At 66.9% G+C, this 12,632-nt stretch carries 9 protein-coding genes and 2 rRNA genes; 4 read left to right on the forward strand and 7 right to left on the reverse strand.

Annotation, left to right across the window (positions count from 1 at the left end; all coding sequences use genetic code 11):
• Positions 1–6 precede the first annotated feature (6 nt).
• The 4 genes from Q368_RS0119330 (at position 7) to Q368_RS0119345 (ending at position 5,074) form a co-directional block, all read left to right on the forward strand.
• Positions 7–1,785, forward strand: a complete 1,779-nt coding sequence (locus Q368_RS0119330; protein ID WP_029460691.1) for a methyl-accepting chemotaxis protein — start codon at positions 7–9, stop codon at positions 1,783–1,785.
• 67 nt (positions 1,786–1,852) lie between these two features.
• Positions 1,853–2,662: a hypothetical protein gene (locus Q368_RS0119335; RefSeq protein ID WP_029460692.1), complete on the forward strand. Its 810-nt coding sequence runs from the start codon at positions 1,853–1,855 to the stop codon at positions 2,660–2,662.
• Between the two features lie 105 nt (positions 2,663–2,767).
• Positions 2,768–3,769 (forward strand): PilZ domain-containing protein, encoded by a 1,002-nt coding sequence (locus Q368_RS0119340; RefSeq protein ID WP_029460693.1) that lies wholly within the window; start codon positions 2,768–2,770, stop codon positions 3,767–3,769.
• 69 nt (positions 3,770–3,838) lie between these two features.
• Positions 3,839–5,074, forward strand: coding sequence for an iron-containing alcohol dehydrogenase (locus Q368_RS0119345; protein WP_084158909.1), 1,236 nt, complete (start codon positions 3,839–3,841; stop codon positions 5,072–5,074).
• 99 nt (positions 5,075–5,173) lie between these two features.
• On the opposite strand, the gene glpK is transcribed toward Q368_RS0119345, so the two are convergent.
• From glpK to Q368_RS0119385, 7 genes are all read right to left on the reverse strand, one after another.
• Entirely contained in the window at positions 5,174–6,667 is a 1,494-nt protein-coding gene (glpK, locus tag Q368_RS0119350) for a glycerol kinase GlpK (RefSeq protein ID WP_029460695.1), read from the reverse strand.
• Entirely contained in the window at positions 6,664–7,464 is an 801-nt protein-coding gene (locus Q368_RS0119355; RefSeq protein ID WP_029460696.1) for an MIP/aquaporin family protein, read from the reverse strand. Before Q368_RS0119355 ends, glpK begins: the two co-directional genes overlap by 4 nt.
• Positions 7,465–7,476: 12 nt before the next feature.
• Positions 7,477–9,204 carry a glycerol-3-phosphate dehydrogenase/oxidase gene (locus tag Q368_RS0119360; RefSeq protein WP_029460697.1) on the reverse strand — a complete coding sequence of 576 codons (1,728 nt, stop codon included), beginning with the start codon at positions 9,202–9,204 and terminating at the stop codon, positions 7,477–7,479.
• Between the two features lie 16 nt (positions 9,205–9,220).
• Positions 9,221–10,168 carry a sugar-binding transcriptional regulator gene (locus Q368_RS0119365; protein ID WP_029460698.1) on the reverse strand — a complete coding sequence of 316 codons (948 nt, stop codon included), beginning with the start codon at positions 10,166–10,168 and terminating at the stop codon, positions 9,221–9,223.
• Between the two features lie 426 nt (positions 10,169–10,594).
• Positions 10,595–11,590: an acyltransferase gene (locus Q368_RS0119375; protein ID WP_029460699.1), complete on the reverse strand. Its 996-nt coding sequence runs from the start codon at positions 11,588–11,590 to the stop codon at positions 10,595–10,597.
• Between the two features lie 710 nt (positions 11,591–12,300).
• A 5S ribosomal RNA gene (gene rrf, locus Q368_RS0119380) occupies positions 12,301–12,415 on the reverse strand.
• 45 nt (positions 12,416–12,460) lie between these two features.
• Positions 12,461–12,632: ribosomal RNA gene (locus Q368_RS0119385) — 23S ribosomal RNA — on the reverse strand; the annotation flags it as partial.

Genomic DNA, 12,632 nt, shown 5'->3' on the forward strand with positions numbered 1-12,632 from the left:
GCCGCCATGAACGGCTTGCGCATAGGAACGCGGATCATCGGCGCGTTCCTCGTCGTCTCCGCCATCTCCCTTGCAGTGGGCGCCGTCGGCTACAAGGGGCTGCGCCAGACCTCCGCTTCGATGGAGGACATCGTCAACAACCGCCTGCCGGTCATCCCGGCCCTGCTACGCATCGGCACGGCCTTGCGCGAGATCATCGTAGCCCAGCGCACGCTGCTCGTACCCGGCATCGACGGCGCGTTCGCCGCCGAACAGTCGGACAACGTGGAAAAAGCCCGGGAAACCATCCGGGCGGCCATGGACGAAGTCGCGGCCTCCCCCAAGACCCCCGAGGAGAAAACACGCATCGACGCCCTGGTCGCCACGCTCCACAAGACCAGGCAGGCCAACGACGCCCTTTTCGCCAAAATCCGCGATTGGGAAAAGGACAAATCCGACATCCTGGCCATGATGGACGTGCTGGCCACCACCTCGGACATGCGCGCCATCCACAAGCAAAGCCTGGCCGCCCTGGACGCCACCATCGAGTCCACGGTGGCCGCCTCCGGAGACGTTTCCCGCGCCGCCGAGGCGCAGGCCCGCGCCGATACGCGCAACATTCTCATCGGCATGGCGCTCGGCGCGCTGTTTTCCCTGGCCTTCGGCCTGGGGCTCACGCGCATCATCACCCGGCCCCTGGCGGCCGTGGTCCGCTACGCCGACGACGTCAGCCGCGGCCAGCTGGACCGCAGCCTCGACGTGCGCTGTGTCGGCGAACTTTGCCAGCTTGCGGGCGCACTTTCCCGCATGGTGTCCGAGCTCAAGCGCCTGCTCGCCGAAGCCCGGGAAAAAAGCGAGGAAGCGGCCCGCGAAACCCAAAAAGCGCAAGAGGCCACCCAGGCCGCCGAAACCGCCCGGACCCGGGCCGCCGAGGCCACACGCCAGGGCATCGCCCAGGCGGCCTCGGAAATCGAACAGGTGGTGCACATCATCACCTCGGCCTCGGAACAGCTCTCCGTCCAGATCGACCTGACCAGCCGCGGCATGGACCGGCAGTCCCGAAGTCTCGCCGGCACGGCCACGGCCATGGACGACATGTCACACACCATCGCCGGCGTGGCCCAAAGCGCCGGAGAAGCCGCCGGCACCGCCGAGGAAGCCCGCGACAAGGCCCGGGAAGGACAGGACGTGGTCGGCACGGTCGTGACCGGCATCGGGCAGGCGCAGCACATGGCGCTCGGGCTCAAAAAGGACATGGGCGCACTTGGCGGACAGGCCGAAGGCATCGGCCGGGTCATCGGCGTGATCAGCGAAATCGCGGACCAGACCAACCTGCTGGCGTTAAACGCCGCCATCGAGGCGGCGCGCGCGGGCGAGGCCGGGCGCGGGTTCGCGGTCGTGGCCGACGAGGTGCGAAAGCTCGCCGAAAAGACCATGACCGCGACCCAGGAGGTCAACGTGGCCATCGCCGACATCCAGCAAGGCGTGCGCGTGGCCGTCGAGGGCGTGGACCGCGCAGCGGCGGCCATCGCTTCGTCCACGGACCAGGCCAACACCGCGCGCGAGGCCCTGGCCGCCATCGTGGAGCTCATCGGCCGGACCTCCGGGCAGGTGGGCAGCATCGCCGCGGCCTCGCAGCGGGAAGCGGAGGAAGGCCGGGAAATCGACGAATCCGTCCGCAACGTCACGGGCATCGCCGCCGAGACCGCCCAGGCCATGGGGCAGGCGACCCAGGCCGTGGCCGACCTGGCCCGCCAGGCCCATGTCCTGCAACAACTCGTCGTGGACATGCAACGCCAGGGCTAGCTCGCCGCGAGCCCGCAAGCGGGTGCGGCAGTTGCCGTCGCGCCCGCCCCGGCGTAAGCGCCCGGTCATGGACGCCACCGCTCCCGCCACCCCGCTTTTCACGCGCTACGTCGGCATCGACTACTCCGGCGCGGGCACGCCCGCGTCCCCCCTGCCCGGCCTGCGGGCCTGCGTCGCCACGACAGACGCCCCGCCCGTGGAAGCGCGCCCGGCCGAAAATCCAGGCAGGCATTGGAGCCGCGCCGGACTTGCCGCATGGCTCACGGAACTGCTCGCCGCAGGTGTCCCGACCCTCGTCGGCATTGACCACGGCTTTTCCTTCCCTCTGCGTTATTTCGACAGATACGGGCTCCCCCGCGACTGGCCGGCGTTTCTGGACGACTTCCAGGCGCATTGGCCGACAGACGCGCCGGGCGTGCGCGTGGAGGACGTGCGCCGGGGCGGCTGTGGCGACGGCGCGGCGCGCATGGGGGAGGCGCGCTGGCGACGGCCGGCCGAGATCCGCACGGGCCGGGCCAAGTCGGTCTTCCATTTCGACGTACCGGGGTCCGTGGCCAAATCCACCTTCGCCGGCCTGCCCTGGCTGCGCCATATCCGCAATGCCTGCGGCGCACGGGTGCATTTCTGGCCCTTCGACGGCTGGCACGTCGCGCCGGGAGTGTCCGTCGTGGCCGAGGCCTACCCGTCCCTGTGGCGGGAGGCGTTCCCGCGCGGTACGCGCACGCCCGACCAGCACGACGCGTACTGCGTCGCGGCCTGGCTGCGCCGCGCCGACGCGGCGGGTTCGCTGCCGCAGTGGCTCACGCCCCGCCTGCCCGCCGCCGCACGCGCGGACGCGGCCGTGGAAGGCTGGATTCTCGGCGTCCCGCCCGAATGACGCTCGGGGGGGGGGCCGGCGCGCACTGGTCACGCCTTCTTCACCGCACCGCAATTTTCAGGCCGTATACCTCCGCCCGACGCAGCACAAACCGAGGCGGAAGAGATGTACGGTTCCATCCGAAGTTTGTTTTCGTTTTTCCTGTGCGCCCGATCCCCCCAGCCGGATCCCCAGGCCTTCGGGCTTTTGCGCATGGCCGCGCAACAACAGGCCCTTTTCCAGATGACGCTTTGCGGCGACACGGTCTCCCCTGGCGCCCGGTACCTGGTCTGCCATGGCGTGCGCGGCAACGGCCTGGTCCTGGCCGGCCGCGGCGCGGACCCCCTGTTTTGCGACGCGTGGGAGAAAAAGGAATTTCCGTTTCGTTTCCTCATCCAGGCCGAAGTGGACAAATTCCCCAAGCTCCACCTGTTCCAGGGCAAGGTCACGGCGATCCGCCAGGACAGAAAGGCCCTCACCGTCGCCATCCCGTCGCGCATCACCATTTTGGAGCAGCGCCGCAACGTGCGCCTCAAGCTGCGCAGCCGCCACCTGCCCCGGCTTGCGGTCTGGGGCCTGCCCACAGGGGAATCCCAGGCGCAAATCCTCAAGGAGCGCTGCATCGTCGCCCCGACGCCCTGCGCGGACGCGACGCAAAGCCTGCTCAAGAACATCTCGGCCGGGGGCCTGCGCCTTTCCCTGCCCTGGCACGCCTATGCCCAGCACGCGCAATGCCTGGAGCAGGGCCGCCGCCTGCTCGTGCAGCTCAATTTCCCGGGCACGGAACCGGACCAGGAGCACGACTACGTGTGCATCGCCCGGGTCAGCAACGCCCGGATCGAGGACGATCCCGCCTCACGCCCCGAATTCGGGCTGCAGTTCATCGCCGTCCGCATGGATGCGCCCCATGCCCATTGGCAGGACATCAGGGCGGAGGGCAGCCTGGAACTGCTCAAACTGCTCCAGAGCTACCAGTTGGAATACTACCGGGAGTTGAAAAAAGCCCTGCTCCTTCGCGAGGAGCCGGATTCCCCCACCGCAGGCCGGCGCGGGGCGACAGCCGGGGAAATCGCGGCCGCGGCGGCAGGCAGTTGCCGCACCGCAGCAGCCGACGCACGACGGGCGTAAGGGCCGCGCCAAGGCGCACGGCGCGCCCGGCCCCTTGCGCCGGCCGCCGGCGCGGGCCATAATGCGCCCATGCAGTTCACCTTCCAGGCACCAGGCAAAGTCGTCTTCGGCCGGGACACGGCCCGGCAGCTGCCCGAACACGTGGCCCGGCGCGGTCGCGCCCCCCTCGTGGTCACGGGAGCGAGCCCGCAGCGGCACGGGGCGCTTCTCGACGCCCTGCGCGCGGCGGGCCTTGCCGTGACGGTCTATCCCGTCGCCGGCGAACCGGGCGTGGATACGGCCGCTGCCGGCGCGCGCCTGGCGCGCGAGGCCGGCTGCGACCTCGTCCTTGGCCTTGGCGGCGGCGGCGCGCTGGACACGGCCAAGGCCGTGGCGGCGCTTGCGACCAACAGGGAGGACGTCTTCAACTATCTGGAAGTGGTCGGCGCGGGCCGGCCGCTCACCACACGCCCCCTGCCCCTTTTCGCCGCGCCGACCACGGCCGGCACCGGGGCCGAAGCCACGGCCAACGCCGTGCTGACCGTGCCCGAGGCGCGGGTGAAGGTCAGCCTGCGCTCGCCCATGCTTTTGCCCGAGCTCGCCCTGGTCGATCCGCTGCTTTCCGCCAGCATGCCGCCCGCGGTCACGGCGGCCACGGGCCTCGACGCCCTGACCCAACTCCTGGAGGCGTTCGTGTCCGTCAAGGCCAACCCCATGACCGGGGCCCTGTGCCGCGAGGGCCTGCGCCGCGCCGCCCTGGCGCTTCCCATGGCCTACGCGGACGGGGCGGATCTGGCCGCGCGCGAGGACATGGCCCTGGCGAGCCTTTGGGGCGGCATGGCCCTGGCCAACGCCAAGCTCGGGGCCGTGCACGGCTTCGCCGCGCCCCTGGGCGGCCTTTTCGACGCCCCGCACGGGCAGGTGTGCGCGAGCCTGCTGCCCTTTGTCACGGCGGCCAACATCCGGGCGCTTCGCGCGCGCGGTGCGGACTCCCCGGCCCTTGCCGCCTACGCGGAAGCGGCCGCGCTCCTGACCGGCACGCCGTCCGCCGCGCCCGAGGACGCCGCGGACTGGCTGGCCGCGACCTGCCGCCGGCTCGACGCCCCTTCCCTGGCGAAGCTCGGCGTGACCCGGGCCGACATCCCGACCGTCGTGGAAAAAGCCGCCCGCGCCAGCAGCATGCAGGGCAATCCCGTGGCCCTGACCGAGGCGGAACTGGCCGGCATCCTCGAAGCCGCCCTCGGGGCCGAGGCTCGCCTGCCGCGTCAAGCCGCCGCGTCGCGGCCTGCGACGCCCCGTCACGGGCGCCCCGGCGGCCGGGCATGAAAAAAGGCGGCATGGCCGAAGCCACGCCGCCACGCGCATGGGTTTCCCCGCGGCCGGGCCCACGGCAAGCCGGGCCGCGCGGTCAGGGCAATCTGTAGGCTAGGCCTCGATCCAGCGCCTGCTGCGTTCCACCGCGCGCTGCCAGCCCGCGATCAGCTTCTCCCGCTCGGCCGGGTCCTTGTTCGGCTCGAAGCGGCGGTCGAGCTGCCACATGGCGGCGATCTCGTCCTCGCTTTTCCAGAAGCCCACGGCCAAGCCGGCCAGATAGGCCGCGCCAAGGGCCGTGGTCTCGGTCACCCGGGGCCGTTCCACCGGGACGCCGAGGACGTTCGCCTGGCACTGCATGAGCAGGTTGTTGCGGGTGGCCCCGCCGTCGGCGCGCAGGGTTCCGAGCTTGATGCCGGCGTCTTTTTGCATGCAGGTCATGATGTCGTAGGTCTGCAAGGCGATGGATTCCAGGGCCGCCCGGGCGATGTGGGCCTTGGTCGTGCCGCGCGTGATGCCGACCATGGTGCCGCGCGCGTACTGGTCCCAGTGCGGCGCGCCGAGCCCGACAAAGGCTGGCACGAGGTAGACGCCGCCGTTGTCCGGCACGGACAGGGCGAGCTGTTCCACCTCGGGAGCGCTTTTAATGATGCCAAGGCCGTCGCGCAGCCACTGGATCACCGCGCCGGCGATGAAGACGCTGCCCTCCAGGGCGTAGTGCCGGCCCGAGGGCGTGGCCCAGGCCACGGTGGTCAGGAGGTTGTTGTTGCTCGGCCGGGCGTTTTTGCCCGTATTCATGAGCATGAAACAGCCCGTGCCATAGGTGTTCTTGGCCATGCCTTCGGTCAGGCAGGCGTTGCCGTAGGTCGCGGCCTGCTGGTCTCCGGCGTTGCCGGCGATGGGCAGGGCGCGGCCCAGGAACTCGGGATGCACCTCGCCCACCACCTCCGAGGACTGGCTCACGCGCGGCAGCATGGCGCGCGGCACGTCGAGGATGGCGAGCAGTTCGTCGTCCCACGCGCCCGTGTGGATGTTGTAAAGCAGCGTGCGGCTGGCGTTGGAGGCGTCGGTGACGTGGACCGCGCCCTTGGTCAGGTTCCAGATGAGCCAGCTGTCCACGGTGCCGAAGAGCAGCTCGCCCTTTTCGGCCTTGGCCCTGGCCCCGGGCACGTTGTCCAGCATCCATTTGACCTTGGTGCCGGAGAAGTAGGCGTCGATGACGAGACCGGTCTTGTCGCGGATGAGGCCTTCCAGGCCGCGCGCCTTGAGCTCGTCGCAAAAACCGGCCGTACGGCGGTCCTGCCAGACGATGGCGTTGTGGATGGGCGCGCCCGTGGCCTTGTCCCAGACCACGGTGGTCTCACGCTGGTTGGTGATGCCCACGGCCGCCACTTCCGAGGCCTCGACCCCGGCCTGGCCCAGGCAGTCGCTCATGACGAAGGACTGGGTGTCGAAGATCTCGTTGGCGTTGTGCTCCACCCAGCCGGGCTGGGGATAGATCTGGGTGAACTCCTTTTGCGCGATCTGCTTGATGTCGCCTTCGCGCGTGAAAAGGATCGCCCGGGAACTGGTCGTGCCCTGGTCAAGGGCCAGAATGTACTTGCTCATGACTTGCACTCCTCACACTCCTGCGCGCCGTCTTCGCAAAAATCGGCATTGGGGTCCTTGTTGAGCGCACCGGTGGTCCTGTCGTAGACGAACGCACCGAGCGGGCCGCCGACGAGGGGTCCGAGGATGGGCACGAGCACGATGCCCGTATCCATCAGGTTGGGCTGGGTGAAGCCGGCCACCAGCGCGAAGAACCGGGGGCCGAAGTCGCGGGCGGGGTTGATGGCGTATCCGTTCATGGCGCCAAGGCTCATGCCGATGGCCATGACGAGCATGGCCACGGCCACGGGGCCGATCCAAGGCACTTTGTTTTTCGCCCCGAAGTCGCCGATGGAGAGGATGCCGAACATGAGCACGGCGGTGCCGATGACCTGGTCGATGAAACCGGGCCAGAAGCCGGGCACGGCCGGAAAGGTGCAGAAGATGCCGGCCGTCTTGACCAGGGCCGGGTCAAAGAGAAGCCACTTGGCCTTGAAATCCAGGAAAACGATGGCCGCACCGAGGAACCCGCCGACGGTCTGGGCCAGGGTGTAAGGCAGCACCTTGCCCCAGGGGAACCGGCCCGTGGCGGCGAGCGCCAGGGTCACGGCGGGATTGATGTGCGCGCCGGAGCGCAGGCTGGCGAGCACGCCGAAAAAGACGCCCAACCCCCAACCGAACGTGATCGTATCCCAGGAGATGTTGAGCGCCTCGCCAAAAAAGACTTTCATGGCGACGCAGCCGGCTCCGAAGATGATGAGGACCATGGTCCCCAACAATTCGGAAAACATCTCCTTGCCCAGTGACGACTCTTGCATGGCACACCCCTCCTACAGCGCTTCGACCGTTGACCCTTTTCCTTCCGGGCTGGAAAAGGACTGATTGCCCAGGCCAGCCTCAACCACAGCGTCCACCCGCCGGTCCGCCGCCGCGGCCTTCCCGGAATACCAGGCCGCGAGCAGCCGGCGGGCGCTCTCCACCTCGCTTGCGTAACGGGCCTCGTCCCAGCCGAGCTCCCGTGCCATGATCCGCGCCACGGCCGGGGCCGCTTCCTCGGCATGGCGCATGTCGACAAGTCCCAAAGGCAGCCGCCGCAGCAGCACGTCGCCAAGGCGCACCGCCATTTCCCGGCGCACGGCGAAAACGACTTCCGCGCCGATGTAGGGATGCTCGGGATGGATGGGCGCAAGCAGGCCCTCTTCCCGGCCCAGGCGCAGCACCTCGGCCGCCTCGTCGCCGTAGAGCGAAAAAAGCGACCGGGCCAGAGCCGGGGCGATCTCCTCGCGCACGACCAGATCCTTCCAGGCGTCGGGGTAGTATGCCCGCGACCCGATCAGGCGCAGTTCCCTGGTCACGCAGGCGCGCCCGTTGCACAGCCCGAAGGCGGCGCAGGCCGCGTCCACGGCGTCCTCGGCCATGGCGCGGTAGCTCGTCCACTTGCCCCCGGCCATGGTGAGCAGCCCCGACGGGCTCTCGGTCAGGACATGGGTGCGGGCCAGTTCCTGGGTGCTGCGTTTCTTCGGGTCGAAGACCAGCGGCCGCAGGCCGTTCCACACGGCCAGGACGTCGGCGCGGGTCACCGGCCGGCGCAGGTAGGCGCTGGCGTAGCGCAGCAGGTAGTCCACGTCCTTTTTTTCCGGCACCGGATCGACGGCGATATCGGCCGGCTCGTCGGTGGTGCCGAAGAGCACGTGCTCCTGCCAGGGGATCATGAACAGCACGCGGCCGTCCTCGGTGCTCGGGATCATGAGCGACAGATCCCGGGGGACGGTACCGGCCGCAAGCAGGATGTGGATGCCGGAGCTGACCTTGAGCATGCTCGGGGCATCGGGATCGTCCATGCGCCGGATGGCGTCGGCAAAGGGGCCGGTGGCGTTGACCACGCCCTTGGCGGCGATGGTCCAGGCCTTGCCGGAGAGCCTGTCGCGCACCTGCGCGCCCCGGATCCGGCCCTGTTCCTTGACGAGTCCCGTGACTTCCACCTGGTTGGCGCAGACCGCCCCGTAGGAGGCGGCGGTCCGAGCCAGGGTCACGGCCATGCGCGCATCGTTGAACTGCCCGTCGGCGTAGATGACCGCGGCCTTGTAGCCGTCGAGGTCGAGCTGCGGGAAAAGCTGTTGCGCCGTGGCCCGGCCGACGAGCCGGCTTCTGCCCAGGGAAAGGCGGCCGGCCAGGAGGTCGTAGAGCACTAGGCCGATATAGATATAGGCCGCCTGGAACCAGCTTTTGACCGGAGTCATCAGGCGGATGCCGTGGGCCAGGTGGGGGGCGTTTTTGAGCAGCCGGCCTCGTTCGCGCAGGCCCTCGCGCACGAGGTCGAACTGTTCCTTGTCGCGCTTGAGGATGGCTTTCTCGAGGTAGCGCACGCCGCCGTGCACGAGCTTGGTGCTTTTGCTGCTCGTGCCCTGGGCGAAGTCGTCGCGCTCGACCAGGGCGACGCGCAGGCCGCGCGTGGCCGCGTCAAGGGCGATGCCGCAGCCGGTTGCCCCGCCGCCGATCACGAGCAGGTCGAAAAGTTCGCCGTCTTGCAAACGGCCGAGGTGTTCCTGTCTGTCCATGGCTCCCGCCTTGGCTTTAAGGGTTGAGCAGGCTGCGGGCCGTGGCCGCGTCCGTGACAAAGACATGGACGTAGCCGCGCCGCAGCACGGCTTGCAGGATGGGCGTCTTGGCCATGCCGCCGGAGACGAGGATGTTGTGGGGGACCTTGCACAGGCCCGAGAAATCCGGGGACATGCTGCAGCGGTTGACCTCGTGGTCGAGCACGTTGCCGTCCGCGTCCAGGAAGCGGCCGAAAAATTCCCCCACCGCGCCGGCCCGGGCCAGATCGCGGCGCTGGTCCGTGGTGATGGCGCCAAGGGCGATGTTGGTGGCCTGGGCGGTCATGTCGCCGACGGCGGTGAGGATCATGTCCACGTCCAGGGCTTCCTTGTAGAAGGTGCTGAAAAAGGGCTGTGCGGCGATGGTTTCGCGCACCTCTGGGGTGGAGACGAACATGGGCGCGGGCAGGTGGTTGCAAACTTCGGCCTGGAGCTTACGGGCGAACATGGCCGTGGAATCGAAAGGATTGACCGGGCTGCGGGGCACGCCGCCGTAGAGCGAGGTGACGGAAATGCCGCGCAAGCTGCGGATGACCAGGCCGTTTATGGCCGCGCGCATGGTGTGCCCCCAGCCGACGCCCAGGCGCTGGCCGTCCTTGAGCTGCTGCGAGGCGTACTGCCCGGCCGGGCGGCCGATGGTTTCGTAGTAGTGCCGCCCGCCGCGTTCGGGGGTGGGCACGACGATGGCGCGGGTCAGGCCGAATTCGCGGGCGAGTTCGCCTTCAAGGGCGACGCAGTCGCGAAAGGCGGTGTTGATGACGACGCGGATGAGTCCGGCCTCGCGGCCCGCCTGGAGCAGACGGTTGACCTTGAGACGGGTGAGGCCGAGCCGCTCGCCGATCTCGCCCTGGGTGAGCTCCTCGTGGAAATAGAGCCAGGCGACCCGGGAGATCAGCTGGTTTTCTTCCTCGTCGAAGCCCGTCATGGGGAGCCCTCCGGCCTGTGTGTTGCACGGGATGTCGGATGTGCGAACTTTTTTCCGGACTTGATACAAGTGTAATCCAAACCTGTCAACAGTTCTTTACAAATTCGCGACGCACTCGTCACCGGCTCCAAACGGTTTTTCCCACGAATTTGTAAAATACCCCTCTTATTTCAGCTCAAATATGCTCAATATCACATGCTGACCATTTTTATAAAGAACCGCACTTCGTATTGCGGCACCGCAAATAGTTTGATCTTTTGTTTTTGAAACGACATGAATGTTTCGAGCAACGACGCCTACGCCTTTCAGCCGGGACGGCCGTCGTCCCGGCAAGGATTTTGAAAAAAAATACTTGATTCCGGATGGATGCCGCGCAGGGACGGCAAACGCCCTGCCCGGCCGGCGGTCGCACAGGCGCGGGCAAGGCTATCCTTTGAAGAAGAGCCGCAGCACGGGGATGCGCCGGCCGACGAAGTACAGGCCAACGCAGGCGGCGAACGCGAGCGGGGTATGGACGCACACGCGCATGAAGAGCGTGGTCGGCCCGATCCAGCGGGAAAGCAGGGACAGGGCCAAAATATGATAGATGTAGACGGTGAACGTGGCGCGCGACAGGCGGCGGAAGACATCCGGCCAGGGCACGCGCTTTTGCTGCGACGCCCACTTGAAGGCGCAAGCGCTGTAGACCGCGAGGAAGGGGGACGGGCCTTCGTAGAAAATCAGGGCGAGCGATCCGGATGCGGCGGTCCTGGTGGCGGTCAGTGCGGCCGTCGCGACAATGCTGGTGACGATGCCTGCGGCGAGGAGCCCGGTCGGGACCTGCCCCGCCCAGGCATAGAGTGCGTAGCCCGCCACGAAGTAGCCGGTGTTGCGCATAAAAAGCATGTTGTCCATGGGCAGGGACAGCCCGGCCATGCCCATCCAGGGTTCCGCGACGCAAAAGAGCAGCCACAAGCCGAGAAAGAGCGCGCGGTCGCGCGGCGCGGCGACCATGGGGCGCAACAGCGGTACGACGAGCGCGAGGCCAAGGAAGGTCCACATGAACCAGAGGTGGAAGCCTATGCTCGCACGGACGTTGTAGAGGACGCCGGACAACAGCGGGCTGGCGTCGCCTTGGGAGAGCGCCAGCAGCTTGTAGGCGGCGAGCCCCCCAAGCAGTGGCACGGCGTAGCGCATCGCGGCTTTTGCGAAATAGCGCCCGAGGGGGCCGATGTCGCTGCGGAGCATGAATGCGCCGCTGATCATGAAAAAGACGGGGACGGCCTCGCGCGTCGCGGCGCTCAAGATGTTCGCAAGAAGCCACTCCGTGGAATCGTCGTAACGCTCCACCCGATAGACGAGGGCGTGCAGAAGTATGACGGAAAAGCAGCAAATAACCTTGAGTAGGTCTATGCCTTCGTGCCTTGTATTCAGAGAGGACATGGAGCCGTTTCGTGCGTCCTTACTTAAAGATAAGCGATAAATGTGGTGAACATTCGGAACGAAGCGCTTTTCTTGCTGCATCATTGCATTATATTTCAACACATACGGCGCAGTGTGTACGCATTGATCGCGCACAGCGTCGCAGATGCTTGTACTTGTTACGGAGCGCGCCAGTTTTCGGGCATGATCGTCGCAAGTCGCATGTCCATGCCCTAATCCTTGTAAGGTAGTCGATTCCGTAGGCATGGTCAAACAGGGGTATTATACAGGCGCACAAGCGGTAAAGAAAGTGGTTCGGCAAGACAGAAGATGACAACGATGGCAGGGGCGCGTTTCCATCCGCCCCTCACACCGGGGGCGACGGCCTGGGGTGCATCGCTGCAGGGACGAAACCCTTTGTCAAAGTGCCAGATTCCTGCGTGAAATCACGCAGCAGCAAACATGCGTATCGAACCGGCCGAAACCAGGAGCAAAGACAGAAGTCACGTTGTGCTCGAACATATCATTGCACACGACTCGGATGTGGCCGTAATATAGCACCCCCTGTTTCATTGATGTCACGAGGAAAGGTGCGCGCGTTCCGGTGGGGGTGCGGTCGCGCGAGCGTGGGGCGTGGGGCGTGGGGCGTGAGCGAGGGTGGGGTTCGGAGGGGTATTTTTCCAAAAGAAAACGGCCCGGTTGCTTTTGCAACCGGGCCGTTTTTAAAAGAGCCCTGGCGGCGACCTACTTTCCCACGCACGAGTACGCAGTATCATCGGCGAAGGAGGGCTTAACTTCCGAGTTCGGAATGGGGTCGGGTGTACCCCCTCCTCTTTGACCACCAGGACAAATGTATAAGTTAAAATAAGGGATGGGATTGTTTGGATGGCAAAAATCAAGTCGAACGGACTATTAGTACTGGTTTGCTGAGCGCATTGCTGCACTTGCACATCCAGCCTATCAACCAGGTAGTCTACCTGGGTCCTTCAGGGAGAACTCGTCTTGAGGCGGGCTTCCCGCTTAGATGCTTTCAGCGGTTATCCCTTCCGAACGTAGCTACCCT

Origin of the sequence: Solidesulfovibrio alcoholivorans DSM 5433 (assembly GCF_000702665.1) — a bacterium.
GTDB lineage: Bacteria > Desulfobacterota > Desulfovibrionia > Desulfovibrionales > Desulfovibrionaceae > Solidesulfovibrio > Solidesulfovibrio alcoholivorans.

What these genes read in the sequence shown, in the direction of transcription:
- Q368_RS0119360 (WP_029460697.1), bottom strand. Translation starts at nt 9,204, where the DNA reads ATGGACAGACAGGAACACCTCGGCCGTTTGCAAGACGGCGAACTTTTC.
- Q368_RS0119335 (WP_029460692.1), top strand. Translation starts at nt 1,853, where the DNA reads ATGGACGCCACCGCTCCCGCCACCCCGCTTTTCACGCGCTACGTCGGC.
- Q368_RS0119330 (WP_029460691.1), top strand. Translation starts at nt 7, where the DNA reads ATGAACGGCTTGCGCATAGGAACGCGGATCATCGGCGCGTTCCTCGTC.
- Q368_RS0119345 (WP_084158909.1), top strand. Translation starts at nt 3,839, where the DNA reads ATGCAGTTCACCTTCCAGGCACCAGGCAAAGTCGTCTTCGGCCGGGAC.
- Q368_RS0119375 (WP_029460699.1), bottom strand. Translation starts at nt 11,590, where the DNA reads ATGTCCTCTCTGAATACAAGGCACGAAGGCATAGACCTACTCAAGGTT.
- Q368_RS0119365 (WP_029460698.1), bottom strand. Translation starts at nt 10,168, where the DNA reads ATGACGGGCTTCGACGAGGAAGAAAACCAGCTGATCTCCCGGGTCGCC.
- glpK (WP_029460695.1), bottom strand. Translation starts at nt 6,667, where the DNA reads ATGAGCAAGTACATTCTGGCCCTTGACCAGGGCACGACCAGTTCCCGG.
- Q368_RS0119340 (WP_029460693.1), top strand. Translation starts at nt 2,768, where the DNA reads ATGTACGGTTCCATCCGAAGTTTGTTTTCGTTTTTCCTGTGCGCCCGA.
- Q368_RS0119355 (WP_029460696.1), bottom strand. Translation starts at nt 7,464, where the DNA reads ATGCAAGAGTCGTCACTGGGCAAGGAGATGTTTTCCGAATTGTTGGGG.